We start from the raw sequence: 26,339 nt of genomic DNA on the forward strand, positions 1-26,339 counted from the left end.
GCCCCACTCTACTCCACTTCCCTCCACCTGCAACCAGAATCGACCGCGTGGCGCGCCCGATCCGTGGGCAAAACCGCACGTCAAAAGGGGTGGAGCGGAGTGGAGGGCCACGGCCGTCGCCCGGCGTGGTCCGCTTTCCGACATAGATCGACTCCGTCCGGTGGACGCCGACCTGGCCGCCCGCGTCCGCGCCACAACCGAACGGTTCGCCGTCGGCGGCGATCTGGTGGGGCGGGCGGTCCGGTAACCTCGCTCGCGTGACGGACGCGAAAATGCCCCTACGGGCCAAGGTGGCCAGCTCCGTGTCCCGGACTGCCGCGGCGCTCTCCCGGGCGGCCGGCCGTGGCGACGGTTCGGTGATCGGCGGGTGGATCGGCCTGAAGATCGACCCGGACCTGCTGGCCCACCTGTCGGCCGGGCGCGCCATCGCGCTCGTTTCCGGCACCAACGGCAAGACCACCACCACCCGGCTGGCCGCCGCCGCCGTCGGCGTGCTCGGCCGGGTCGCCACCAACTCCTTCGGCGCCAACATGCCCAGCGGGCACACCTCGGCGCTGGCCAAGGCCGGCAGCACCCCGTACGCGGTGCTCGAGGTCGACGAGCACTACCTCGCCCAGGTGCTGGAGGCGACCGAGCCGCACGTGGTCGCGCTGCTGAACCTCTCCCGCGACCAGCTCGACCGGGCCAAGGAGGTCGCCATGATGGCGCAGCTCTGGCGCGCGGCGCTGGTCCGGCACACCGACGTGCGGGTGGTGGCCAACGCCGACGACCCGCTGGTGGTGTGGGCCGCCACCCCGCCGGCCGACCCCGCCAACGGCATCCACCCGCCGCACGTGACCTGGTTCAGCGCCGGCCAGCGCTGGCACGACGACTCCTGGGTCTGCCCCGAGTGCGGCTCCACCATCCAGCGCTCCGGCGACCAGTGGTGGTGCACCGGCTGCGCGCTGCGCCGGCCGGAGCCGCAGTGGATCGTCGAGGACGAGGGCGTGCTCGACCCTACCGGCGCCTGGCACAAGGTCTCCCTCCAACTGCCCGGCAAGGTCAACCTCGGCAACGCGGCGACCGCGCTGGCCGTGGCCGCCGAGTTCGGCGTCCGCCCGGTCGACGCGGTGTCCCGCCTCGGCATCGTCACCTCGGTGGCCGGGCGCTACGCGCAGGTGGACAAGGACGGGCGCAACATCCGGCTGCTGCTGGCCAAGAACCCGGCCAGTTGGCTGGAGGCCTTCGACATGGCCGACGAGGCGCCCACCCTGCTCTCCATCAACGCGCGCGACCCCGACGGGCTGGACACCTCCTGGCTCTTCGACGTCGACTTCGCCCCGCTGCGTGGCCGGCAGGTGCTGATCACCGGCGACCGGGCGTACGACCTGGCGGTCCGACTGGACGTCAACGACGTGCCGTTCCAGCACGTGCGCACGTTCGACGACGCGATCCGGTCGGTCCCGCCGGGGCGGCTGGAGGTCATCGCGAACTACACCGCGTTCCAGGACATCCGAGCGGAGTTGGACCGTGTCAACTGAGAGCCTGCGCATCGTCTGGATCTACCCCGACCTGCTCTCCACCTACGGCGACCGGGGCAACGCCCTGATCCTCGCCCGACGGGCGCGCCAGCGCGGCATGCCGGTCGAGGTGCTGGAGGTCCGCTCCGACCAGCGGCTGCCCGCGACCGCCGACATCTACCTGGTCGGCGGCGGCGAGGACGGTCCTCAGGCGCTGGGCGCGCAACGTCTGATCGCCGACGGCGGCCTGCACCGCGCGGTCGCCCAGGGCTCGGTGGTGTTCGGCGTCTGCGCCGGCTACCAACTGCTCGGCACCTCCTTCTTCGCCAAGGGCGTGCAGTGCCGCGGCCTGGAGCTCCTCGACCTGCAGTCCGACCGGGGCTCGAGCCGGGCCGTCGGCGAGCTGGCCGGCGAGATCGATCCGCGGCTGGGCCTGCCCGCGCTGACCGGTTTCGAGAACCACGGCGGCCGCACCCACCTCGGCCCGGAGGTCGCGCCGCTGGCCCGGATCACCGCCGGGGTCGGCAACGACGGCAGCACCGAGGGCGCCTGGCGCGGCAAGCTGCTCGGCACCTACTCGCACGGCCCCGCACTGGCCCGCAACCCCGCCCTGGCCGACCTGCTGCTGCGCTGGGCCACCGGCGCGCACCAGCTCCCGCCGCTGGACGACACCTGGTCGGACCGGCTCCGGAGCGAGCGCCGCGCCGCAGTGGCCGCCGCCCGGGCATGATCCGGGCCGTCCGGCGGCTGCTCCGGCAGCCGCCGGCCGCCCGGTTCGCCCTGCTCGTGCTACTGATCGGCCTCTGCGCGCTGCTGGTGCTCCTGGCACCCCGGCCGGATCCGGCGCAGTTGCCGCAGCTGGCTGACCAGCTCGGCGACCTCGCCCCGCTGACGGCGATCCTCGGCGGCGCGCTGCTGCTGGTCGCGTTGGTCCCCCGGACGTTCATCACGCTCGCCGCGGGCGCGATCTTCGGTCCGCTGGAGGGCGCCGCGTACGCCCTGGGCGCCGCGCTGGTGGCGGCGGCGGTCGGGTTCACGGTCGGCCGGCTGCTCGGCCGGGAGTTCGTCGCCGAGCGGGTCCGTGGCCGGCTGGCCCGCCTGGACGGCTGGTTCGCCCGGCAGAGCGTGCTCGGCGTGGTCACCGTCCGGCTGCTGCCGATCGCCGGCTTCGGACTGGTCAGTTACGGCTACGGCACCACCGGCGCCCGGGTGCTGCCGTTCCTCGCCGGCAGCGTGATCGCCTCCGCCCCGACCGCCTTCGGGTACGCCGCGATCGGTGCGGCGGTCACCTCCCCCGGCCACATCAACTGGTACGCCGCAGCCCCCGCCAGCCTCGGCCTGATCGCCAGCGTGGTGCTGATTTCCCAGTGGTGGCGCGCCGAGCGGCAGCGCCGCTCGGCGCTGAGCCGACCATGAGCGGGCCCGACCTGCCCGACCTGCCCGGCGAGCAGCGGCTCGCCGGCGGCTTCGTCGCCGAGGTGGTCCGGGTCGGCGACACGGTCCGGCGTACGCCACCGGCCAACCTGGACTTCGTCGGCGCGCTGCTGCACCACCTGGACCGGGTGGGCGCGGACCTCGCGCCCCGCTACCTGGGCGTCGACGCCCACGGCCGGCAGATGCTCAGCTACGTGGCGGGTCGGGTGCCGTGGCGGGACCGGGAGGACCCCGCCTTCTTCGCCGACCCGGCGCTGGTGCGGCTGGCCGAGCTGATCCGACGTCTGCACGACGTCTGTGCGGGCACCCCGCTGGCCGGCGACGCCGAGACCGTGTGCCACCGCGACCTGTCTCCGAAGAACACGGTGTACCGGGACTTCCCGGCCGGGCCGCTGCCGGCGACCTTCCTCGACTGGGATCTGGCCAGGCCGGGCCGACGGATCGAGGACGTGGCGTTCGCTGGCTGGCACTGGGCGGCGTTGGGCGAGGGCGCCGACCCGACCGAGCTGGGCCGACGCTGCCGCGTGCTCTGCGACGCCTACGACGCGGTGTCCACCGCACCCGTCCGGACGGCACTGCCCCGCGATGAGCTGGTGGACGTGATGCTCCGGCAGATCGAGAGCACCTGGCGGAGCATCGACGCCGGCGCCGACCGCGACGAGCCGGGCATGCGCCGGCTACGCGACCTGGGCGCGGTCGAGGGGGTACGCCGCTGGCAGGACTGGCTGCTCACCCACCGCCCCGCCGTGCTGGCGGCGTTGACCGCCTGAGGCGGTGCCGCACGTCGAACGACCGGCGTGCCGCGCTTGGCGACGGCGGCTCGCCGCCCGGCGGAGACGACGGCGTGCCGCGCCCGGCGACGGATGCGCCGGAGAGCGTTATGACTCAGAGGTATAAATATGCCTCTGAGTCATAACGCTCGTTACCGCGTCCGCCGCCGTCGACGTCACGCCGCGTAGCGCGCCCGCCGGTCACCCACCGTCGCCCCCTGATCGTCAGGGCACTGTCAGGCGACGACCGAGACCACCCGACCCGGGACGACGATGACCTTGCGGGGCTCCTTGCCGGCCAGGGCGGTGGCCACCGCGTCCAGCGCGGCCGCGCGAACGGTCTCCTCGGACGAGTCGGCGGGGACCTCGATGCGGCCACGCACCTTGCCGTTGATCTGCACCGGATAGGTGACCGTGTCCATCACCAGCAGCGCCGGGTCAGCCGTCGGGAAGTCCGCGTACGTCAGCGACGTGTCGTGGCCCAGCCGGCGCCACAGCTCCTCGGCGACGTGCGGGGCGAACGGCGCCACCATCAGCACCAGCGGCTCGGCCACCTCGCGCGGCGTCGCCGACAGCCGGGTCAGCCCGTTGGTCAGCTCGATCAGCTTCGCGATCGCGGTGTTGAACCGGATGCCGTCCATGTCGCCGCGGACGCCGTCGATCACCTTGTGCAGCAGTCTGCGGGTCGCCTCGTCGGCCGGCTCGTCGGTGACCCGCAGCGCGCCGGTCTCCTCGTCGACCACCGCACGCCAGACCCGCTGCAGGAACCGGTACGAGCCGACCACCGCCCGGGTCTCCCACGGGCGGGACACCTCCAGCGGGCCCATCGACATCTCGTACACCCGGAAGGTGTCCGCGCCGTATGCGGCGCACATGTCGTCGGGGGTCACCACGTTCTTCAGCGACTTGCCCATCTTGCCGTACTCACGGTTGACCACCAGGTCGCCCAGGTAGTAGGCGCCGTCGCGCTCGACGACCTCCTCGGCCTGCACGTAGCTGCCGCGCGAGTCGGTGTACGCGTACGCCTGGATCATGCCCTGGTTGAACAGCTTGCGGAACGGCTCGACCGACGACACGTGCCCCAGGTCGAACAGCACCTTGTGCCAGAACCGCGCGTACAGCAGGTGCAGCACGGCGTGCTCGGCGCCGCCGACGTACAGGTCGGTCCCTCCGCAGTCGCCCTCGCCGCGCGGGCCCATCCAGTACCGCTCGTTCTCGGCGTCGACGAAGCGCTCGCTGTTGGTCGGGTCCAGGTAGCGCAGCTCGTACCAGCAGGAGCCGGCCCACTGCGGCATCACGTTGGTTTCCCGGGTGTAGCGCTTCGGGCCGTCACCCAGGTCCAGCTTCACCTCGACCCAGTCGCGGCGGCGCGACAGCGGGGTCTCCGGGTTCGAGTCGGCGTCGTTCGGGTCGAACGTCTTCGGCGAGAAGTCGTCCACCTCCGGCAGCTCGACCGGCAGCATCTCCTCCGGCAGGGCGATCGCCGCGCCGGTCTCGTCGTAGACGATCGGGAAGGGCTCACCCCAGTAGCGCTGCCGGGAGAACAGCCAGTCGCGCAGCCGGTAGGTCACCGCGCCGGCTCCGTGCCCGTTCGCCTCCAGCCAGGCGATGATCGCCGACTTGGCGTCGGCGACCCCCAGGCCGTCCAGGTCCAGGCCGCGCTCGGGCGCCGCGCTGTTGATCGCCGGGCCGTCCCCGGTGTACGCCTTGCCGTCGAAGCCCTCCGAGGGCTGCACGGTACGCACGATGGGCAGCTCGAAGACCTCGGCGAAGGCCCAGTCCCGCTCGTCCTGCGCGGGCACCGCCATGATCGCGCCGGTGCCGTAGCCGGCCAGCACGTAGTCGGCGATGAAGATCGGGATCTGCCCGCCGGTGACCGGGTTGGTGGCGTACGCCCCGATGAAGACGCCGGTCTTCTCCTTGGTGTCGGCCTGCCGCTCGACGTCCGTCTTGGCCGCCGCCGCCTTGCGGTACGCCTCGACGGCCGCACGCGGGTTGGCGTGCCCGCCGGTCCAGGCGTCCCGCGTGCCCTCCGGCCAGGCGGCCGGCACCAGCGTGTCGACCAGCTCGTGCTCGGGCGCCAGCACCATGTAGGTGGCGCCGAAGATGGTGTCCGGCCGGGTCGTGAACACCCGCACGGGCGCGCCGGCGGTCGGGAAGTCGATGTGCGCACCGGTGGAGCGGCCGATCCAGTTGCGCTGCATGTGCTTGATCGGCTCGGGCCAGTCCAGGCTGTCCAGGTCGTCCAGCAGCCGGTCACCGTACGCGGTGATCCGCATCATCCACTGCTTCAGGTTGCGCTTGAAGACCGGGAAGTTGCCCCGCTCGGAGCGGCCGTCGGCGGTGACCTCCTCGTTCGCCAGGACGGTGCCCAGCCCCGGGCACCAGTTCACCGGGGCCTGCGAGACGTACGCCAGCCGGTGGTCGTCGACGACCTGGCGGCGCTCGGCGACGCTCAGCTCGGCCCAGGGCCGGCCGTCCGGGGTCGGCCGGTTACCGCCCTCGAACTCGGCGATCAGCTCGGCGATCGGGCGGGCCCGCCCGGCGTCCCGGTCGTACCACGAGTTGAAGATCTGCAGGAAGATCCACTGGGTCCAGCGGTAGAAGTCGGTGTCGATGGTCGCCACCGAGCGGCGCTGGTCGTGCGCCAGCCCCAGCCGGCGCAGCTGCGCCTTGTACCGCTCGATGTTCGCCACCGTGGTGGTCCGCGGATGGGTGCCGGTCTGCACCGCGTACTGCTCGGCGGGCAGGCCGAACGCGTCGAAGCCCATCGCGTGCAGCACGTTGCGCCCGGCCATCCGCTGGTAGCGGGCGTAGCAGTCGGTGCCGATGTAGCCCAGCGGGTGGCCGACGTGCAGGCCGGCGCCCGAGGGGTAGGGGAACATGTCCAGCACGTACAGCTTCTCCGCACCGGCCCGCGGGTGGGCCGGGTCGGCCAGCGGGCCGGTCGGGTTCGGGGCGTGGAAGGTGCCCTCGCGCGCCCAGATGTCCTGCCAACGGTTTTCGATCTCGTCGGCCAGGGCCGCGGTGTACCGGAACGGGGGGATGTCGCCCGCCGGTGCGGCTGCCTCACTCATCGTCTCTCCTCGCTTCGCTTCGCTTCGTCTCGGCGCCACCGGGCCGGGCCGGCGACGGGCACAAAAAAGCCCCTCGCGCAGGAGGGGCCGCCGTGCTGTCGCGCGTTCAGCGCATCAGCACGGCCCGGTAAGAAGCAGGAAAGCTCCGGCCATGTCCGGCAGTGTACCTCGCCGCCAGGCCCGGCGATGTGCCCGCCACCAGGCAGCGGAACGGTCACCCGGCGGCGGCGAGCCGGGCCCGCCGTCCACCGGCGCCGGCCGCCACATCGACGTGGTCGGCGTGCAGGCGCCACTGTGCCGCGCCGCCGCCGAGCCGTACTCCGCCGTCGTCGGTCTCCCCGTAGATGTCCCGCTCCCGCCTCACAGCGCCCTCCCGGGGTTCCTCGCCGCGCCGATCGGACTGCTCACGCGGACCGGCACGCCGGATATCCGGGGGCGAGAAGGTCACGCATCCCTCGACTTGGCGAATATCGGTGCGTAACCGACGGACTACCTGCGGGGGTCGGCGATAACGACAAACATGGTTAGCCTGAGAGGCCAATGAGATTTCTGCGGCAAACGAGGCTCGACGTCGCGAACCCAACGGCGGGTCCAGGTGCTCTCTATAGAGCTGCCGTGACACCGACGAGGAGGAGGCCCGTGACACAACAGACCTGGGACGAGGTGGGCGGCTTGCTGCCGCACGACGAGTTCCGCGCCGCCAGCGAGGCCATCGTGGCCAACATCGAGCAGGTCATCGAGGGTAAGACCGCCACCGTGCGGCTCGCCCTGGCCGTCCTGCTCGCCGAGGGCCACCTCCTCATCGAAGACGTCCCCGGCGTCGGCAAGACCAAGCTGGCCAAGGCCCTGGCGCGGTCCATCGACTGCACGGTGCGCCGGATCCAGTTCACCCCCGACCTGCTGCCGAGCGATGTCACCGGCGTCAGCGTCTACAACCAGGAGACGCACGACTTCGAGTTCCGCCCCGGTGCCGTCTTCGCCAACCTGGTCGTCGGCGACGAGATCAACCGGGCCTCGCCGAAGACCCAGTCGGCGCTGCTGGAGTGCATGGAAGAGCGGCAGGTCACCGTCGACGGCGTGACGTACCAGCTGCAGACCCCGTTCATGGTCATCGCCACCCAGAACCCGATCGAGATGGAGGGCACCTACCCGCTGCCCGAGGCGCAGCGCGACCGGTTCACCGCCCGGATCGCGATGGGCTACCCGGACGCCGGCGCCGAGCTGGCGATGCTGGACGGGCACGGCGCCACGGACCCGCTGCACGAGCTGCGTGCCGTCTCCGACGCGGACATCGTCCGGCAGCTCATCGCCACCGTCCGGAAGGTGCACGTCGCGGACGCGGTCAAGCAGTACGCCATCGACCTGGTCACCGCCACCCGCGAAGCCCCCGACCTGCGTCTGGGCGCGTCCCCCCGGGCGACCCTGCAGCTGCTGCGCACCGCCCGGGCGGTCGCCGCCCTAGAGGGGCGCGACTACGTCCTCCCCGACGATCTGCAGGCCCTCGCGGTGCCGGTGCTCGCGCACCGGATCATCCCGACCGCCGACGCACAGCTCGCCCGACGCACCACCGACGCGATCGTCTCCGAGCTGGTGCACCGACTGCCGTTGCCACACGACCGGCAGCGTTCCCCCTACGACACCCGGCCCGCCACCGGCAACGGTCGCGCGCCCTACGAGCCCCGGAGGCCGTGACGTGCGTGCCGGGCTGCGCGGGCTGACCACCCGCGGGCGCTCGTTCCTGGCCGCCGCGGTCGCGGCGGCGATCTCGGCTGGCATCCTGGGCGAGAAGGACCTGCTCCGGGTGGCCGTGCTGCTGGGCATCCTGCCGCTGCTGGCCGCCGCCTACGTCGGGCGCAGCCGCTACAAGCTGGCCTGCAACCGGTCCCTGGATCCGCACCGAGTCCCGGTCGGGGCCAACTCCCGGGTGGTGCTGCGCCTGCAGAACCTGTCCCGGCTGCCGACCGGCACCCTGCTGCTGGAGGACCGGCTGCCCTACGCCCTGGGCAGCCGGCCCCGGGTGGTGCTGGAGCGGCTGGGAGCGCACCAGGCCAGCTCGGTGGCGTACACCGTGCGGGCCGACGTGCGGGGCCGCTACGACGTGGGCCCGCTGGTGGTCCGGATGACCGACCCGTTCGGTCTCTGCGAGCTCAGCCGGGCGTTCCCCAGCACCGACCACCTGACGGTCATCCCGCAGGTCACTCCGCTGCCGTCGGTCCGGCTCCCCGGGGAGTACGCGGGCAGCGGCGACAGCCGGGCCCGCTCGGTGGCGGTGCACGGCGAGGACGACGCGGCGACCCGGGAGTACCGGCGCGGCGACGACCTGCGCCGGGTGCACTGGAAGTCCACCGCGCGCACCGGCGAGCTGATGGTGCGCCGCGAGGAGCAGCCCTGGGAGAGCCGGGCCACGGTCGTGCTGGACACCCGCGCGTACGGCCACCGCGGCGACGGTCCGACGGCGAGCTTCGAGTGGGCGGTCTCGGCCGCCGCGAGCATCGCGGTGCACCTGCGGCAGGCCGGCTACAAGCTGCGCCTGGTCACCGGTTCGGGGGTCGACGTGGACGCCTCGGAGGCCGGCGGCGACGGGGCGCTGCTCGACCACCTCGCCGAGGTCCGGCTGGACCAGCGGGCCGAGGTGACCAGCCTGGTGCAGCGGGTCCGGCAGCGCTCCGACGGCGGTCTGATCATCGGGTTGTTCGGCGCGGTGAGCGTGGCAGAGGCCGAGGTGCTGGCCGGGCTTCGGGGCAACGGCGCCACCTGCGTCGGCTTCCTGCTCAACAGCTCCACCTGGCTCAGCCTGCCCGAGAAGGCCCGGGCCGAGGCGGAGCACGCGCACGGCGCCGCCGTGCTCGCCATGCTGCACAGCGGCTGGCGGGTGGTCGGCGTCGACCACGGCAGCCGGCTGCCGGTGCTCTGGCCGCAGGCTGGCCGGGGCTCCCAGGGGTTCGCCCTGCGCGCCGCGCTGGCCGAGACGGTCGCCGGCGGCGTGCGATGAACGGAAGGTTCCCCTCATGATCGCCAGTCGGAACATCGGCCCGGTGGCGGCCGCCGCCACCCTCCTCGCCGCCGCGCCGCTGTCGGCCATCTTCGAGACCTGGACGTGGCTCATCCAGTCCACGATCGCGGTCGCGGTGGTGGCCGGGGTCGCCGCGCTGACCCGGCTGATCCGGGCGCCGCTGTGGGGTCAGGTCCTCGGCATGCTGGCCGCCCTGGTGCTCGCCCTGACCTGGCTGTTCCCCAGCGGCGGGGAGCTGCTCACCTTCCTGCCCACGCCGGGCACCTTCGGGCACTTCGCCGACCTGTTCACCGGCTCCATGCAGGACATGCGCTCGTACGGCGTGGAGGTACCGGACACCGACCCGCTGCTGTTCATCACCGTGCTGGGCGTCGGCGGGGTGGCCGTACTGGTGGATGTGCTGGCGGTGGGTCTGCGCCGGCCCGCGCTGGCCGGGCTGCCGATGCTCGCCATCTACTCGGTGCCGGTCGCCGTCTACGTCAACAGCGTCCCCCCGGTGCCGTTCGTGGTGGGCGCCGCCGGGTACCTCTGGCTGCTGGTCACTGACAACGTCGACCGGGTCCGCCGGTTCGGCCGCCGGTTCACCGGCGACGGCCGCGACGTCGACGTGTGGGAGGCCTCGCCGCTGGCCTCCGCCGGCCGCCGGCTCGCGGTGGTCGGGGTGGCCATCGCCGTGGCGCTGCCGCTGGCCGTGCCGGGCATGACCGGCGGGCTGCTCGACACGCTCGGCGGCGGTACGGGCAACGGCAACGGCAGCGGCCGGGCGGGTGCGGGCTCAACGGGCCGGATCGACCTGTTCGCCTCGCTCGCCGGTCAGCTCAACCAGTCCGAGGTGGCGGACCTGGTCAAGGTGACCACGTCCGAGCCGAGTCCGTTCTACCTGCGCTACGCGGTCGCGGACGAGCTGCGCCCGAACGGGTTCCAGGCGCGCAACCCCAGCGGCCGGCCGGTCAACCGGGACCTGCCGGACCCGACCGAGCGGGCCGGCCCGGGCGTCCAGCAGACCCACTACCGGGCGACCGTCGAGGTCACCAAGAGCCTGAGCATGTCCCTGATGCCGGTGTACGCCGAGCCGGTGCGCACCGAGGACCTCAACGGCAACTGGCTCTACGACCCCAACCAGCAGGTCGTCTTCTCCAACCGGGACAACTCCCGGGGCAAGAAGTACTCCTTCGACTACATCCGTTCGACGTACACGCCGGCGGCGCTGCGGGCCGCACCGCCGCTGCCGGCCGACCACCCGGTCAGCCGGCAGCTGACCGCCACTCCCGGGCCGGTGCCCGAGGTGGAGGAGCTGGTCCAGGGTCTGGTCCAGGGCAAGCGCACCGACTACGACCGGGTGCTGGCGATCTACCGGCACTTCTCGGCGGACAACGGGTTCAGCTACCGGCTCAGCACCGAGAGCGGCAGCAGCGGCGAGGACATCGTCAACTTCCTGACCAACAAGGTCGGCTACTGCCAGCAGTACGCCGCGGCGATGGCCTGGCTGGTGCGCAGCGCCGGCATCCCGGCCCGCGTGGCGTTCGGGTTCACCAACGGCAGCAAGCAGGACGGCAACACCTACACGCTGACCAACCTCAACCTGCACGCCTGGACCGAGGTCTACTTCGACGGGGTCGGCTGGGTGCCGTTCGACGCCACGCCGTCGTACGGTGTGCCGGGCTCCACCCGGTCGGCCTGGGCACCGGACACCGACGTGCCGGAACCATCCACCACGAACCCCGGCGCCACGGACACCGCGCCGGGCCCCGACGCGTCCGCCGGTCCGACCGACCGGGACAACGCCGACCGGGACACCGACTCGGGGCTCTCCCTCGCCGGCGAGGCGCCGGCCGAGCAGTCGCCGGTGTGGCCCTGGTGGACGGCGGGCCTGCTGGCCCTGCTGGCACTGCTGGCGGTGCCGGCCCTGCGTCGGCTGGCGCTGCGCCGCCGGCGGGGTGGCCGGGCGGCTGGCGCCGCGATGGCCGCCACCCGGAACGACGCCGCACCGGTGGACGGGGCGCGTGTGGTGGTGATCGCGCCGGACGCCAACCGGGCCCGCGCGGACGCGCACGCCGCCTGGGCGGAGCTGCTCGACACGCTGGTGGACTTCAAGGTCCGGGTCGACCGGACCGAGACGCCCCGGGCGACCGCGGACCGGCTGGTCCGGGAGACCTTCAGCGATGACACCGCGGCGGTCGGCGCGGCGCGGCTGCTCGGCCGGGCTGAGGAGCGGGCCCGCTACGCGCGGGATCCGCTGACCGGTGAACCGCTGGTGCCGGCTCTGCGCGCGGTCCGCAGGGCGCTCGCCGCCCGGGCGGGCCGACGGACCCGACTGCTCGCCGCCGTGCTGCCGCCGTCGGTGCTGCTGCGCTGGCGGACCGCCCTGGCGGACACTTCCGGCCAGATGGTGGCGCTGACCGGGCGGGCCCGGTACCGGCTGCTCCGCTGGAATCCGCGTCGGCTGCTGGCCGACCGGGCGGCCCGCTGAGCGACGTCCGTCCGGCTTGCGGGGCGGCGGTCCACGAGGCCGTCGCCCCGGGCCGATCCTGCTCTCCGCCGCGCCGCGCCCCCTGATCGCTTGATCCGGGTAGTCGCCAGAAGCCGCACGGACCTGCCCAGCATCAAGTGATCATGGGCGCGAGGTGACGCGCCGCGCGAGGCGGGCGGGTGGGTGCTGGAGTCGGTGCGCGGCCTGCGGCCGTTGAGCGGCGGGGCAGACGGCTGAGCGGCGGGGCAGACGGCGTTCGCCCATCATGCGACGGGCACGCGGATACGTCAGCGGTCGCCGGGGCTGTGCCCGGCGACCCGCTCGTCGCGGCGTACGGCCCGCCTCAGCGGCGGGACCGGCTCAGCGGTGCCCCTCCGGGCGCTGCCGCCACCTGTCCTCCATGCGGTCCAGGATCGACGGCCGGCGACCGGATCGGCCGCCGCGTGGACGACGGCGGCTGGTCGTGCCCCCCACCACGTGCAGGTCGGGTGACTGCGCCCGCCGGTGCGACTGCACCGCGAACGCGGCCGAGGCCAGCATGACGACAAAGCCCGCCACCGCCAGCGGTGGAGTCTTGATCACCGCGCCATAGACCAGTAGAGCCAAGCCAGCGATGATCACGCCGGCGGCGACGAGCAGGCGACGCCGCGCGTGGAAGCGCGGATCGCTGGCGCGCACGGCCGAGGCGAATTTGGGGTCCTCGGCAAGCGACCGCTCGATCTGCTCGAACAGCCGCTGCTCGTGCTCCGAGAGCGGCACGGCACTCCTCCCCGGTCACGTTGGTCGGGCCCACTCGGGCCGACAGACCGTGGCAGCCATCCGGCTGCTTACCCGCAAGTCTACGAGGGGGGTCGCGCGTCGGAAAGCGGGACGACCTACGGGTGGGGTGGATTTTCGTTTCGACGGGGGTCACGGTCGCCCAGCAGACTGGCCGGACCTATGACGGACCGCCCGAATCGGGCAGCAGCGGCGTCCGCGGCAGCTTCCGCCTCACGCCAGCCACGCTCGGGCGCGCCGAGGGTGAGCTGTCGGGGCGCACCCTGTGCCGGGGCGAGCCCCTCCACCCGGACACCGACGAGTCGGATCCGCTCGCCCGGGTCCAGGGCGGTGTAGAGCGCCCAGACCGTGTCGAACATCTCGCGGGCCGTGTCGGTGGGCGCGCCGAGGGTGCGGGACCGGTTGACGGTGCGGAAGTCGGCCAGCCGCACCTTGAGCGTCACGGTGCGCCCCACCTGCCCGGAGCCCCGTAACCGGACGCCGACCTTCGCGCTGAGCGCCAGCAGGGCGCGGCGGATCTCCACCGGGTCGGCCACGTCGGCGTCGAAGGTCACCTCGGCGCCGATCGACTTGTCGACGTGCTCGGGGCTGACCCGGCGCGGGTCCCGCCCCGAGGCCAGCTCGTGCAGATGCGCCGCCGACGCCGCACCCACCGCACGGCGGAGCATGCCCACCGGTGCGTCGGCGAGGTCGCCGACGGTGGCCAGGCCGAGCCGGCGCAGCGTCTCGGCGGCGCGCTCCCCCACCCCCCAGAGCGCGTCCACCGGCAGGGGGTGCAGGAAGTCGAGCACCTGACCGGGGGGCACGACCAGCAGGCCGTCCGGCTTGGCCCGGGTGGAGCCCAGCTTGGCCACGAACTTGCTCGACGCCACCCCGACCGAGCAGGTCAGCCCCTGCTCGTCGGCGACCCGGCGGCGGATCAGCCGGGCGATGGTGGCCGGGGAGCCGAACAGCCGACGGGCTCCGGTCACGTCGAGGAACGCCTCGTCGAGGGAGAGCGGCTCGACCAGCGGGGTGACGTCCCGGAAGATCTGCATGACCGCCCGGGAGGCGGCGGTGTAGGCGGTGAAATCCGGTGGCAGGTAGACCGCGTGCGGGCAGCGGGCCCGGGCCTGGCTGGTCGGCATCGCGCTGCGAACGCCGTAACGGCGGGCCTCGTAGCTGGCCGAGCTGACCACGCCGCGCGGCCCGACGCCGCCGACGATCACCGGTCGGCCCCGCAGCTCGGGCCGGCGGCGCACCTCGACGGCGGCGAAGAAGGCGTCCATGTCGACGTGCAGGATCGGGCTGCCGGAGTCGTCGGCGTCCGGCCCGAAGCGCGGATCGCCACCCCGGGGCAACGACTGGCTGCGGCCCATCCCGGCAGGTTAACCCGGGCGTACGACATCACCAGCGGCCGGCGGGTCGGATCGTCCGTCGGTCAGCCGCGGACCACCAGCAGCGGCACGGTCAGCTCGGCGGCGGTGTCCGACCCGTGGTACGCCACCAGCCGGGACGCCATCGGCCGCTCGGTGCGGGTGGCCATGACCGCGTACGTGTCGTTGCAGGTCACCACCACATCGCCGATGCGCCCCAGGTGCTCCTCGGGCACCGGCCCGAACCAGCCGCCGGCCACCACCTCGTCGCGGGTGCGCACCCGCGCCGCGTCACCCAGCACCGCCGACCAGGCGGCCACCACGTCGTCGACCGCACCCGGTACGACGTGCAGGTAGCGCACCCGGGCCTCACCGGCCACCAGCCACACACCATCGCGCAGCCGCGGATCGGTGTCCAGGTCGAAGCGGTGCGTGGCGGGCACGTCGAGCTGGCCGTGGTCGGCGGTCACCAGCAGCGCCGCGTCCGGCGGCAGCCCGTCGACCAACCGGGCGAGCAGCGCGTCCACCTCGGCGGCGGCGATCCGCCAGGGCGCCGAGTCGACGCCAGTGAGGTGGCCGTGCCGGTCCAGGTCCGCGTGGTAGCCGGAGACCAGGGTGGGTCCACTGCCGACGGCCAGCGCGGCCAGCATGGTGGCGGCCACGGCGTCCGCACCGGCGGCGCCCCGGAAGTCGCCGCCCCGGTTGGCGGCCAGGGTCAACCCGCTGCCACCGAACTCCGGCCGGCTCACCACGGTCACCGCCACCCCCGCGGCACGGGCCCGCTCCAGCTGGGTGGGCACCGGCTGCCAGCGCAGCGGCGACGGGTCGGCGGCCCAGTCGGTGTGGGTCAGCACCCGGTCGGTGCCGGGCACCCGCACGGTGAAGCCGAGCACCCCGTGCGCGCCCGGCGCGACGCCGGTGCCGAGGCTCACCAGGCTGGTCGGGGTGGTGGACGGAAAACCGGCGATGAGCGGCCGGCCCACCGTCGCGGCGAGCCCGGCGAGGATCGGCGCGTACGGCGCGGCGGTCGGCAGTTGATACCAGCCGAGCCCGTCGACCAGCAGCACGGCGATCCGGCGTACCCCGGCCAGCGCGGGGACCAGCCCGAGTGGGTCGGCCGACCCGGGCACGCCCAGCACGGCCAGCGCGCTGGGCAGCACGTCAGCGAGGCGACCGCCGCCGTGGCCCGGACCGAGGACGGCCAGCGGCGCCGGCGCGCCACCCGGCAGCGCGGTCATGCCCGCCGGCGGGCGAACAGGTGCAGCTGGGCCGCCAGATCCCGGTACGGGGGTTGGGCGGCCAGCGCCCGTTCCAGCTCCACCAGCGCGGCCGACTGCCCGTCGGCGACCGCGGCCGGCAGCAGATCGGCCAGCACGCGTACCCCGTGGATCTCCTCGACCACCAGCCCGGCGGCGCCGAGCAGCGCGGCGGCGCCCGAGGCGTCGTAGCGCCGGCGCAGGGTGTCCCGTGGCCCTGCGGTGCCGGCCGGGTCGGCGGCCAGCGCGGCCGCGACGTCCAGGTGACCGTTCATCGCCCGGCCCAGCACGGCGGCGGCCCGGCCGGCCACCAGCACGCTGGCCGCACCGCCCGGCCGCAGCGCGGTGGCCAGCGCGGCCACCACCGGCGTCGGGTCGTCGACCACCTCCAGCACGGCGTGGCAGAGCACCAGATCGACGCCGGCCGGCTCGACCAGACCGGCCAGCGCGTCCCCGTCGCCCTGCACGGCGGCGATCCGGTCGGCCACCCCCGCCTCGGCGGCCCGGCGGGTCAGCGCCGCCAACGCGTCCGGGCTGGCGTCGACCACGGTGACGCGGTGCCCCGCGCGGGCCAGCGGAACGGCGAAGCCACCCGTGCCGCCGCCCACGTCCAGCACGGTGAGCTCGGCGTCGCCGCGTCGGTCCAGCTCGGCGCGGAGCACCGACCAGATCACGGCGGTACGGGGGGTCAGCGGCGGCCCGGTGAACCGGCCTCGGGTCTGCTCCACCCGGTCGAGCCTAGTCACCCGGTCCAGTCAAACCTTGCGGCCGGTGGTGGCGATGCCCTCGACGAAGTGCCGCTGGGCCAGGAAGAACAGGATGATCATCGGTACGGTGGCCAGCACGCTCCCGGCGAGCACGTTCTCCCACTGCTGCTCGCCGCCGTAGCCGAACCGGTCCAGCACACCTTGAGCCCGCGCGGCAACGTGTAGAGCTGCTCGTTGCGCAGGTAGATCAGCGGCTTGAGCAGGTCCGTCCAGCTGGCCTTGAACTCGAAGACGAAGGCGACCAGCAGCGCCGGTCGGATCAGCGGGAAGGCCATCTTCCAGAACAGCTGCGGGTAGCTCGCCCCGTCCACCCGGGCGGCCTCGAAGTATTCCCTGGGCAGTGAGAGCAGAAACTGCCGCAGCAGGAAGATGTAGAACGCCGAGCCGAACAGGTTGCCCGCCCAGAGCGGCACCTGGGTGTCGGTCAGCCCCAGGTTCGACCAGATCAGGTACGTCGGGATCATGGTGACCGCGAACGGCAGCATCATGGTCGCCAGGACCAGCCCGAAGAGCACCTTGCGGCCGGGGAAGCGGAAGTACGCGAAGCCGAAGGCCACCCAGGCGCTGGAGAGGGTCACCGCCGCGGCGGCGGCCACACCGACCAGCACGCTGTTTCCGAACCAGGTCAGCAGCGGCACGGCCCGCCAGGCCTCGGCGTAGTTCTCCGGAGCGAACGGGACCGGCAGGAAGCCGGGGGCGAAGACGTACTCCCGGGTGCGCAGCGAGGCGCTGATCAGCCAGACGAACGGCAGCATGAAGATCACCGCGGTGCCCACCAGCGCCGCCACGAAGAGCACCCGCTGCCAGAGTGGCCGGCGGCCCTCACCGGCCGCCGACCGGGGCACCGCCGGCCGGGCCGGCGAGATGCCGGGCACCGGCGGAGCGGTGCCCCGCTCGACGGCGGTGGTCACGACTCGGCCCCAGCCGCCGGATCGTCCTCGGCCCGGGACCGCCGAGCGTTGGCCACCGGGCCGTCGGTGAGCTGGTACTCGCGCGGCTCGAGGTGCTGCTCGGGCACCCAGCCAGCGGTCAGCCGGGTGCGTCGCGCGTTGGCCACGCCGTTGTGGCCGTTCATCCCCGTCACTTGTCTTCTCCCTCGTAGTACACGAACCGGTTGCTGAGTTTCACCTGTATCAGGGTGATGATCAAGATGATCACGAAGAGCAGCCAGGCCATCGCCGAGGCGAAGCCCATGTGCAGGAACTGGAAAGCCTCCTGGAACAGGTGAATCACGTAGAAGGTGGCCGCGTCGCTGTTGAACGTGTTCTGGGTCTCGCGGTTGCCGAAGTACATGGTGTAGACCTCGGTGAACATCTGCAGCGACGCGATCGTGTTGACGATCAGCGTGAAGAACAGCGCGCCCGAGATCATCGGCAGGGTGACCGACCGGAACCGGGCCCAGGGGCCGGTGCCGTCGATCGCGGCCGCCTCGTACAGGTCGCGGGGCACGTTCTGCAACGCGGCCACGTAGATGATGACGGTGGAGCCGAGGCTCCACAGGCTCATCAGGATGATGCCGGGCATCACCCAGTGCGGGTCGGTGGTCCAGCTCGGACCGTCGATCCCGACCAGGCCGAGCGCCCGGTTGATCAGGCCGTCCTGGGTGTTGAGCAGCAGCAGGAACAGGATGCCGACCGCCACCGCCGGGGTCATCACCGGCAGGTAGAAGACGGTGCGGAAGAAGCCCTGCAACCGGCCGACCCGCTTGAGCAGCAGCGCCAGGCCGAGCGAGATGAGCATCACCAGCGGTACGTGCAGCGCCGTGTAGTAGACGGTGTTGCCCAGGCTGCGGGCCACCGCCGGGTCACTCATCAGCTCCCGGTAGTTGTCCAGTCCGGTGTACTCCGGCGGATTGATCACGTCGTACTCGGTGAAGCTCAACCAGAGGCTGGCGATCATCGGCCCCGCGTAGAAGATCAGGAACCCGACGATCCACGGCGCCAGGAAGAGGTACGCCCAGCGCGCCTCCCGCCGGGCCAGTCGGCGTACGGCGGCGCCGGCCCGGAGCGGGAGCGGTGACGGTGGCCATCGCGGGCTACTTCGCGGCCTTGTCCAGCGCGGCGGTGGCCTCCTGCTGGGCCCGCTGCAACGCCTGCGCGGGCTGCGCCTGGCCGGCGAGCACCCGGTTGACCGCGTCGTAGTACGCCTTGTCGAACTCCGCGCCGGCCGGCGAGGCGGGCATCGCGAACGCGGCGTCCTGCACCGACCGGATGGTGGCCACCGCGTCGTCGAAGCGCTTGTTACCGGTCGGCTGGTACAGCTCCTCGAAGATCCTCTTGTCGGCCTCGGCGTTGGCCGTGTAGACGCCGGTGAACGGCTGGCCGGCGGCCTTGCGGGCGTCCGCCCGGGCCTTCGCGGCGGCCACCCAGGTGTCGGTGGCGGTCATCTGCTTGACGAACGCGCACGCGGCGTCCGGGTTCTTCGCGCCCTTGGTGATCACCCAGGCCTGCCCGGCGGACTGGGTCAGCGGCTTGCCCTGCCGGTCCACGAACGGCTTGACCACCAGCTCGGCGTCCGGGCTGTTCTTGGCGGCCTGGTTGAGGAACCACTCCTCCATCGGCCAGGCCGCGATCTGGCTCTTGGACAGCGGGTTCTGCGCGCCGAAGAAGTCGAAGGTGTCCCGGAAGGACTTGAACTTGCCCCAACCACCCTGCTGCTGGATCAGGTTCACCCCGGTGGTCAGCGCCTCGATCACCCTGGGGTCGTCCAGCCGGGCGGTGCGGCCGTCGGCGGAGAGCATGTCGACACCGTTGGCCTTGGCCCACATCGGCAGGAACTCGGGGATCTTCGGGTCGATGCCGATCCGGGAGAGCCGGCCACCGGACACCGTGGCCAGCTTGGCGTTGAGCCCGGGCAGCGCCGCCCAGTCGGCCAGGTTGATCTGGTCGGCGGTCATCCCGGCCTTCTTCAGCAGCCCCTCGTTGAGGTAGACCACCCGGACGGTGGAGAACTCCGGGATGCCGTAGACGGTGCCGTCCAGAGTGACCTGGGCGCGGGCCGCCGGCCGGTACTGCTCCAGGTCGATGCCCTGCTTCTTGACACAGTCGGTCAGCGGCTGGATCGAGCCGCGCTTGGCGTACGTGCCGATCAGCTTGCGGTCCATGTAGACCAGGTCCGGTGGGTTGCCCGAGGCGACCGCGGAGAGGAACTGCTGCTCGTCGAAGCTGCCCTCGGTGACCTTCAGGTCGACGTCCGGGTGGTCGCGCTTGAACGCGTCGACGCGGGTGATGGCGATCTCGTCCGAGAAGCCGAAACCCATGGTGCTGAGCGCGCCCTTGGTGGCGGTGCCGCCCCCCGCGTCGCTGCCGCCGCCGACTCCCCCGCAGCCGCTGAGCGCCAGGGTGAGCACCCCGGCGAACGCCGTCACCCGCACTGTCCGTGACGTGAGACCCTCCCGATTCGCACGGGCCACCCTGCCCGCGCGACCTGCACTTCTCCTAATCTCCGGATTCCGAACATGGAAGGCCGATGCTTGTCGGTCACCGGAAGTCACGGGAGGCGGGGCTGACCGGTGGCTCGATCGCGTCCAGCCGGTCGGCCACGAGATTGGTCACCCCCTCGTGCCGCTCCAGCCGCCCCCGGACCACCAGCGCGGCGCTGGTCCGGGCCACCCGTCGGTAGCGCTGCCACAGCCCCGGCGAGCAGGTGACGTTGAGCATCCCGGTCTCGTCCTCCAGGTTGAGGAAGGTGACCCCGCCCGCGGTCGCCGGGCGCTGCCGGTGGGTGACGATGCCGCCCACCCGGATCCGCTGCCCGGGCTCCACCCGGCCGAGCCGGGCGATCGGCACCGCGCCGAGCACGTCGAGCTGACCCCGGATGAACCGGGCCGGATGGCTCTCCGGCGACAGCCCGGTGGCCCACACGTCGGCGACCAGCCGATCCACCGCCTCCATCCCGGGCAGCGTGGGTGCCGCCGCGCCGGTCACCGTGCCGGGCAGCCGACCCGGCCGGTCCTGGGCCGCCGCGCCAGCGGCCCAGAGCGCCTCCCGCCGGGTCAGCCCGAAACAGGCGAAGGCGTCCGCGGTGGCCAGCGCCTCCAGCTGCGCGGCGGTGAGACCGACCCGCCGGGCCAGGTCCGGCATGTCCCGGTACGGCCCACCGGTCGCCCGTTCGGCCTCGATCCGCTCGGCCACCTCGGCGCCGAGGGTCCGTACGCCGGACAGCCCGAGCCGGACCGCCGGGCCGCCCAGCCCCCAGGCGTGCGGCGGCTCTCCCGGCCCGCTGCCCCACCGGGTGTCCGGGGTGGACTCCAGCACCGCCTTCGCCCCGCTGGCGTTGATGTCTGGACGGCGTACCTCCACCCCGTGCCGGCGGGCGTCGTCCACCAGGGTCTGTGGGGAGTAGAAGCCCATCGGCTGGGCGTTCAGCAGCGCGGCCAGGAACGGCGCCGGGTGGTAGCGCTTGAGCCAGGAGCTGGCGTAGACCAGGTAGGCGAAGCTCATCGCGTGGCTCTCCGGAAAGCCGTAGCTGGCGAACGCGGTGAGCTTGCGGTAGACGTCATCGGCCAGCTCGCCGGTGATGCCCCGCTCGGCCATCCCGGCGTAGAGCCGGTCGGCGATGCGGGTCATCCGCTCGACCGAGCGTTTGGCGCCCATCGCCCGGCGCAGTTGGTCGGCCTCGGCCGCGTCGAAGCCGGCCAGGTCGATGGCGAGCTGCATCAACTGCTCCTGGAACAGCGGCACGCCCAGGGTCTTCTCCAGCGCGTTGCGCATCAGCGGGTGCGCGAAGGTCACCGGCTCCAGGCCGTTCTTGCGCCGGATGAACGGGTGCACCGAGCCGCCCTGGATCGGGCCGGGCCGGATCAGCGCCACCTCGACCACCAGGTCGTAGAACTCGCGGGGCTTGAGCCGGGGCAGGGTCGCCATCTGGGCGCGGCTCTCCACCTGGAACACCCCGACCGAGTCGGCCCGGCAGAGCATGTCGTAGACCTCCGGGTCGTCCAGCGTCATGTCGCCGAGATCGAGCCGGGACCCGATCATGTCGTAGCCGTAGTGCAGCGCGGAGAGCATGCCGAGGCCGAGCAGGTCGAACTTGACCAGGCCGACCGCGGCGCAGTCGTCCTTGTCCCACTGGAGCACGCTGCGTCCGGGCATCCGCCCCCACTCCACCGGGCAGACCTCGATCACCGGCCGGTCGCAGATCACCATGCCGCCGGAGTGGATGCCCAGGTGCCGGGGGAACGTCTGCAACTCGTTGGCGTACTCCACCACCTGCTCGGGGATGTCCTCGACGTCGACCGTGGCGACCGAGCCCCACCGGTCGATCTGCTTGCTCCAGGCGTCCTGCTGGCCGGGTGAGAAGCCGAACGCCTTGGCCACGTCCCGCACCGCGGACCGGGGCCGGTAGGAGATGACGTTGGCGACCTGGGCGGCGTGCTCCCGGCCGTAGCGGGTGTAGACGTGCTGGATCACCTCCTCCCGGCGGTCGGACTCGATGTCGACGTCGATGTCCGGCGGGCCGTCCCGCTCCGGGGCGAGGAAGCGCTCGAAGAGCAGACGGTGCCGGACGGCGTCCACGTTGGTGATCCGCAACGCGTAGCAGACCGCCGAGTTGGCCGCCGAGCCCCGGCCCTGGCAGTAGATGTCCTGCTCACGGCAGAACGCGACGATGTCGTAGACCACCAGGAAGTAGCCGGGGAAACCCAGCTCCTCGATCATGTTCAGCTCGTGGTCGAGCTGCGCGTACGCCGTCGGGTGCGCCTGCGGGGGGCCGTAACGCTCCCGTGCCCCGTCGGCGGTCAGTTTCCGCAGCCAGCTCATCTCGGTGTGCCCCGGCGGCACCGGGTACGCCGGCAGCTGCGGCGCGACCAGTTGGAGGTCGAAGGCCAGCTCGGCGCCGAACTCGGCGGCCCGGGCCACCGCGCCCGGGTACGCGGCGAACCGGGCCGCCATCTCCGCTCCGCTGCGCAGGTGGGCGGTGGCCGCCGCGGGCAGCCAGCCGTCGATCTCGTCCAGGCTGCGCCGGGCCCGGACGGCGGCGACCGTGGTGGCCAGCCGTCGCCGGCCGGGGCTGGCGTAGTGCACGTTGTTGCTGGCCACCGTCGGCAGCCCGGCCGCGGCGGCCAGGTCGGCGAGCGCGTCGTTGCGGTCGGCGTCGACGGGGTGGCCGTGGTCGGTCAGCTCCACCGCCACCGTCTCCGCGCCGAAGAGCGCGGTCAGCCGGTCCAGCTCGCGGGCCGCCGCGTCCACCCCCTCGGTGAGCAGCGCCGCCGGCACGTGCCCCTTGCGGCAGCCGGTCAGCACCAGCACGTGGTCGCGCAGCTCGGCGGCGACCTCCTCCAGCTCCCCGTAGACCGGGCGGCCCTTCTCCCCGCCGCGCAGCTGAGCGCGGGCGATGGTGGTGGCCAGCCGGGCGTACCCCTCGTGGCCGTGCGCGAGCACCAGCAGGTGCGCGCCGTGCGGGTCGGGCTCGCCGTTCTGCGGACCGGGCAGCCCGAGGGAGAGCTCCGCGCCGAAGATGGTCGGCAGGGCCAGCGCGCGGGCCGCCTCGGCGAAGCGGACCACCCCGTAGAAGCCGTCGTGGTCGGTGACGGCGAGTGCGGTGAGCCCCAGCCGGGCCGCCTCCTCGGCCAGCTCCTCCGGATGGCTGGCGCCGTCGAGGAAGCTGAAGTTGGTGTGTGCGTGCAGCTCCGCGTAGGGCACCACGCCGTCGGGGCGGGCCAGCTCCGGCGGCTGGTACTGCTCGCGCCGGCGGCTCCAGGCCGGGGAGTCCCCGCCGTCGGCGTCCACGGCGAGCGGATCCACCACGTGCAGGTGCCGCTCGCCCCGGCTCCCTCGCTTGTCGTCGGCCCGCCCGGAGAGCACCCGCTCCAGATCCGACCAGGGCATCTTCGGGTTGTGAAAGCTCATCCGGCCGCCCCCGCGGGCGAGAGGGTTGGTGAGCGATATACCTGAGAGTCATAAATATGCCTCACAGTCATATCGCTCGCCGGGGCATCCGCCTCCGGCATGGACCGGGCAGGGACCAGCTCAGTCATAGATCGCCTCCACCAGCCACTGCCCGGCCTCGACGGCGAGCAGCAGGGCGGTACCGTCGGCGAGGCCGATCTGGAACCGGGCCCGGCGGTGGGCCTCCGCCGGCACCCACCAGCGCTCGTCCACCGGCCACGGCCCGGCCCAGCCCACGATGTCCGCCGGCCGGCCGGTGCCGACCAGCAGCCGTGCGGGTGGGGCGCTCACCGCCAACCGAGCGCTGACCACCACCGGCTCGCCGGCAGCGTCCTGCACGGTCGCCACGAGCGGGCTGGCCAGCACCATCGCCGGCGCCGGCGGGGGCAGCCGGCCGGGCCAGGGCGGGGCACCGGCGCGGGCAGGGAGGCGTTCGTCGCCCCACGGCACCAGTCGCACCTGGTCAGCCGGGGAACGCCCGCCGCCGAGCACCGCGGTGACCACCGCTTCCGGGCCGAGGATGCCCTGCACCCGGCTCAACGCCCGGTGCGCCCGCTCCCGCTCCTCGCCGGCCTCCCCCCAGAGGCCGGACTGCAGGCCGGCCTGGGCGATCACCCCGTCCGGGACCAGCCTCAGCCGGATGATGCCGGCCGTCGGCCGGGCCGGTCGGGCACCGGCCCGACCGTTGCTGCCGGAGAGCCAACCGTCGAGCTGCCAGCGCACCCGGTCGGCGATGGCCGCGGCGGTGAGCAGGCCGTCGTGCCGCCACACGCGGTGCAGCTCCTGCCCGTGCGCGGTGACCGCCTCGATGCCGAGCCGGGTACAGGCCAGCCCGTGCCCGGCCAGCCGGTCGTGCAGCTGCTCGGCCAGCGCGCGGGCGGCGAACGCCGCCGCGTCGACCCGGTCGATCGGCTCGTCGTGCTCGGCGGTCACCGTCAGGTCGGCCGGCGGCTGCCGGACGGCGAGCGGGCGATGGTCCCGCCCGGCGGCCAGCCGGTGGGCGAGCGCGCCGTCGAACCCGAACCGGGCCAGCACGTCGCCGGCCGGCAACGCGGCGAAGTCGCCGAGGGTCCGCACCCCCAGCCGGCGCAGCAGGTCGGCCAGCGCCGACCGGCCGAGCGCCTCGACCGGCAGCCCGGCCAGGAACTCCGGTGTCCCGCCCGGCGCCACCACCTGGCCGGCGCGGGCGGCCAGCCCCGCGGCGAAGACCCCGTCGGCGATGCCGACCTGGCTCTCCACCAGACACGACTGGGCGACGTGCTCGACGATCCGCTCGGCGGCCGCCTCCTCGCCGCCGAGGTAACGGCTCGGGCCCCGGGCGGCCACCGCGCAGGCGCCGGGGCGGACCACCTCGACGCCGGCGACCAGCTCCTCCACCGCGGCGACCACCGGCTCGAACGCCCGGGCGTCCCGGCCCGGGTCGTACTCCACGACGGTGAGCTGCGGGCAGCGGCCCTGCGCCTCCCGCTTGCGCAGCCCTCGGCGCACCCCTTCGGCGCGGGCCCGCTCGGAGCAGGCGACCACCCGGTTGGCGTGCAGCACGGCGACCGGGCCGGTGGCCGGCACCCCGTCGACGATCTCGGCGGCGAGGACCGGCCAGTCCGGGCACCACAGCAGCAGGGTCCGTACCGGCGAGCCGGTCACCCCGAACCGACCAGACTGAGCGACACGGCCGGCCGGGCCACGGTCGACGGCACCGTACGAGGGATCACCCGGGTGAGCTCGTCACCGGGGAGCCAGACCTTGATCTCCTTGGGTCGGGCGGCCGCCCCGCGCCCGCGCGCCGAGACGGTGACCTCCCGGCGGCGCAGCCGGCCCCGGCCCGACCCGAGCCCTTCCCAGACCCCACGGACCACCTGCAGCGTCACGTCCGCGCCGTCCCACCGGCCATACGGGACGAGCACGCTGCCGCGCTGCCGGGCCCGGGCGGCCAGCCGGGTGGCGACCGAGGCGGAGACCGCGGCCGGCACGGCGGTGACCACGACGTCCACCCCGTCGATCAGCGCGGCGACCACGGTGGCCCACTCGGGGCCGGGATCCGGCACCAGCGCCAGCCGGTCCAGGGCGATGCCCAGCTCGGCGGCCGCGCCCGCGCCGAACGTCGGCACCCCGACCACGGCGCACCACGAGCCGGCCCGGGACGCCTCGGCGAGCAGGGCCAGCACCAGCGAGGTGCCGCCGCTGCGCCGGGGTTGGCCGACGGCGACCGCGATGGTGCTGCCCCGTCGCAGGCCCCGGTTGGGCAGCAGGCCGGTCAGCTCGGGTGCCACCGGCAGCACCCGGTGGCCGCCGACCGGGTCGGGTGCGCTCGCCGGGCGCACCAGATCGGCCAGTGCGGCGGAACCGACCACCATGCGGCCCGCCATTGGACCAACCCCCCGTCGTTGCTGTGGATCAGATCAGGACCGGCACGCCGTGACGCCGGCCGCCCGACTCCCCCGCCGGGCGGCCGGCGTCACGGCGGGATCATGCGGCGAGGCCGTCCAGGGCCGGTTGGTGAGCCACGCCGAGCGCGGTCTCCACCACCGTGACGAACTGTTCGGCCGCACGGAGCAGGTCGTCGGCCTCCCGGGCGCTGACCACCCGGGGGATGCCGGCCTCGGCGGCGGCCCGCTTGCCGGCGCCGGCGGCGAAGAACCGGGCCCACTCGTCGAGCTCGGGGGCTACGGCGCAGAGCAGGACCCAGACGCTGGTGATCCGATTGCGCCGGCTGGGCGCGGGTCGGGCACGGGCGGCCAGCAGTGCGGCCGCCGCGCGCAGCGCCGCCAGGTGGGCGGCCGCGTAGCGCAGGCCGTCGGGTCGGGTCTGGCCGGCTTCGACCAGCCCGCGCCGGGCCAACGTGAGGAGCTGCGCGGGGGTGCGGTGCGGCAGCACGTGCGCCGGCACCATCGGTGCCTGAGCCGGGTTGGTCGGCATGGACTGTCTCCTCCACTGGCCGGGGCGTCGCCTCGGGGCACTGGTGCCGCCGACGGGATGCCGAGGTCGGGTGGTGCGGAGGAAGACGCACCGGGTGTGGCCGGCCGGGTGTGGATGC

Annotated in this window: 21 protein-coding genes; 7 read left to right on the forward strand and 14 right to left on the reverse strand. The window is 73.5% G+C overall.

Annotation, left to right across the window (positions count from 1 at the left end; genetic code table 11):
- Window positions 1-272 precede the first annotated feature (272 nt).
- Genes BUS84_RS14710 through BUS84_RS14725 form a run of 4 tightly spaced genes read left to right on the forward strand, consistent with a single transcriptional unit; the run spans window position 273 to window position 3,703 of the window.
- The gene (locus BUS84_RS14710; protein WP_074313046.1) at window positions 273-1,520 is read left to right on the forward strand and encodes a MurT ligase domain-containing protein; all 1,248 of its coding nucleotides are present in this window, start codon (window positions 273-275) and stop codon (window positions 1,518-1,520) included.
- Complete coding sequence (locus BUS84_RS14715; RefSeq protein WP_074313048.1) at window positions 1,510-2,229, forward strand: type 1 glutamine amidotransferase; 720 nt, start codon at window positions 1,510-1,512, stop codon at window positions 2,227-2,229. Before BUS84_RS14710 ends, BUS84_RS14715 begins: the two co-directional genes overlap by 11 nt.
- On the forward strand, window positions 2,226-2,915 hold the full coding sequence (locus BUS84_RS14720) for a TVP38/TMEM64 family protein (protein ID WP_143728427.1): 690 nt from the start codon (window positions 2,226-2,228) through the stop codon (window positions 2,913-2,915). Before BUS84_RS14715 ends, BUS84_RS14720 begins: the two co-directional genes overlap by 4 nt.
- Complete coding sequence (locus BUS84_RS14725; RefSeq protein ID WP_074318802.1) at window positions 2,912-3,703, forward strand: phosphotransferase; 792 nt, start codon at window positions 2,912-2,914, stop codon at window positions 3,701-3,703. Before BUS84_RS14720 ends, BUS84_RS14725 begins: the two co-directional genes overlap by 4 nt.
- 236 nt (window positions 3,704-3,939) lie before the next feature.
- Here BUS84_RS14725 and leuS read toward each other — a convergent pair whose 3' ends face one another.
- Both leuS and BUS84_RS38230 read right to left on the reverse strand, forming a co-directional pair.
- Complete coding sequence (leuS, locus tag BUS84_RS14730; RefSeq protein WP_074313050.1) at window positions 3,940-6,780, reverse strand: leucine--tRNA ligase; 2,841 nt, start codon at window positions 6,778-6,780, stop codon at window positions 3,940-3,942.
- Window positions 6,781-6,994: 214 nt separating this feature from the next.
- Window positions 6,995-7,144 (reverse strand): hypothetical protein, encoded by a 150-nt coding sequence (locus BUS84_RS38230; RefSeq protein ID WP_159451029.1) that lies wholly within the window; start codon window positions 7,142-7,144, stop codon window positions 6,995-6,997.
- A 275-nt stretch (window positions 7,145-7,419) separates the two neighbouring features.
- On the opposite strand from BUS84_RS38230, the gene BUS84_RS14735 reads away from it, so the two are divergent.
- Genes BUS84_RS14735 through BUS84_RS14745 form a run of 3 tightly spaced genes read left to right on the forward strand, consistent with a single transcriptional unit; the run spans window position 7,420 to window position 12,263 of the window.
- A complete protein-coding gene (locus BUS84_RS14735; protein WP_074313052.1) occupies window positions 7,420-8,472 on the forward strand; it encodes an AAA family ATPase in 1,053 nt (350 codons plus the stop codon).
- 1 nt (window position 8,473) lies between these two features.
- Window positions 8,474-9,772, forward strand: coding sequence for a DUF58 domain-containing protein (locus BUS84_RS14740; RefSeq protein ID WP_074313054.1), 1,299 nt, complete (start codon window positions 8,474-8,476; stop codon window positions 9,770-9,772).
- A gap of 16 nt (window positions 9,773-9,788) precedes the next feature.
- A complete protein-coding gene (locus tag BUS84_RS14745) occupies window positions 9,789-12,263 on the forward strand; it encodes a transglutaminase TgpA family protein (RefSeq protein WP_074313056.1) in 2,475 nt (824 codons plus the stop codon).
- A 360-nt stretch (window positions 12,264-12,623) separates the two neighbouring features.
- On the opposite strand, the gene BUS84_RS14750 is transcribed toward BUS84_RS14745, so the two are convergent.
- The 12 genes from BUS84_RS14750 to BUS84_RS14800 all read right to left on the reverse strand — a co-directional run bounded on the left by BUS84_RS14750 (window position 12,624) and on the right by BUS84_RS14800 (window position 26,221).
- Window positions 12,624-13,022: a DUF3040 domain-containing protein gene (locus tag BUS84_RS14750; RefSeq protein WP_074313058.1), complete on the reverse strand. Its 399-nt coding sequence runs from the start codon at window positions 13,020-13,022 to the stop codon at window positions 12,624-12,626.
- Window positions 13,023-13,138: 116 nt separating this feature from the next.
- Entirely contained in the window at window positions 13,139-14,398 is a 1,260-nt protein-coding gene (locus tag BUS84_RS14755) for a DNA polymerase IV (RefSeq protein WP_074313060.1), read from the reverse strand.
- 62 nt (window positions 14,399-14,460) lie between these two features.
- Window positions 14,461-15,633, reverse strand: coding sequence for an alkaline phosphatase family protein (locus BUS84_RS14760; RefSeq protein ID WP_074313062.1), 1,173 nt, complete (start codon window positions 15,631-15,633; stop codon window positions 14,461-14,463).
- Entirely contained in the window at window positions 15,630-16,397 is a 768-nt protein-coding gene (locus BUS84_RS14765; RefSeq protein ID WP_074313064.1) for a methyltransferase domain-containing protein, read from the reverse strand. The genes BUS84_RS14760 and BUS84_RS14765 overlap by 4 nt, the downstream gene beginning before the upstream one ends.
- A 77-nt stretch (window positions 16,398-16,474) precedes the next feature.
- On the reverse strand, window positions 16,475-17,329 hold the full coding sequence (locus BUS84_RS14770; RefSeq protein WP_244298578.1) for a carbohydrate ABC transporter permease: 855 nt from the start codon (window positions 17,327-17,329) through the stop codon (window positions 16,475-16,477).
- Entirely contained in the window at window positions 17,326-17,502 is a 177-nt protein-coding gene (locus BUS84_RS38235; protein WP_159451030.1) for a hypothetical protein, read from the reverse strand. Before BUS84_RS38235 ends, BUS84_RS14770 begins: the two co-directional genes overlap by 4 nt.
- Window positions 17,499-18,317, reverse strand: coding sequence for a carbohydrate ABC transporter permease (locus BUS84_RS14775; protein WP_084757479.1), 819 nt, complete (start codon window positions 18,315-18,317; stop codon window positions 17,499-17,501). Before BUS84_RS14775 ends, BUS84_RS38235 begins: the two co-directional genes overlap by 4 nt.
- A gap of 136 nt (window positions 18,318-18,453) precedes the next feature.
- Window positions 18,454-19,785, reverse strand: a complete 1,332-nt coding sequence (locus tag BUS84_RS14780) for an extracellular solute-binding protein (RefSeq protein ID WP_244298579.1) — start codon at window positions 19,783-19,785, stop codon at window positions 18,454-18,456.
- 112 nt (window positions 19,786-19,897) lie between these two features.
- Entirely contained in the window at window positions 19,898-23,266 is a 3,369-nt protein-coding gene (locus tag BUS84_RS14785; protein WP_074313070.1) for an error-prone DNA polymerase, read from the reverse strand.
- Between the two features lie 120 nt (window positions 23,267-23,386).
- Complete coding sequence (locus tag BUS84_RS14790; RefSeq protein ID WP_074313072.1) at window positions 23,387-24,949, reverse strand: DNA polymerase Y family protein; 1,563 nt, start codon at window positions 24,947-24,949, stop codon at window positions 23,387-23,389.
- Window positions 24,946-25,671: a hypothetical protein gene (locus BUS84_RS14795; protein WP_074313074.1), complete on the reverse strand. Its 726-nt coding sequence runs from the start codon at window positions 25,669-25,671 to the stop codon at window positions 24,946-24,948. Before BUS84_RS14795 ends, BUS84_RS14790 begins: the two co-directional genes overlap by 4 nt.
- 100 nt (window positions 25,672-25,771) lie before the next feature.
- The gene (locus tag BUS84_RS14800; protein WP_074313076.1) at window positions 25,772-26,221 is read right to left on the reverse strand and encodes an SAV_6107 family HEPN domain-containing protein; all 450 of its coding nucleotides are present in this window, start codon (window positions 26,219-26,221) and stop codon (window positions 25,772-25,774) included.
- Window positions 26,222-26,339 lie beyond the last annotated feature (118 nt).

The sequence above is a fragment of the Micromonospora cremea genome (genome assembly GCF_900143515.1).
In the GTDB taxonomy this organism is placed as follows: Bacteria; Actinomycetota; Actinomycetes; order Mycobacteriales; family Micromonosporaceae; genus Micromonospora; species Micromonospora cremea.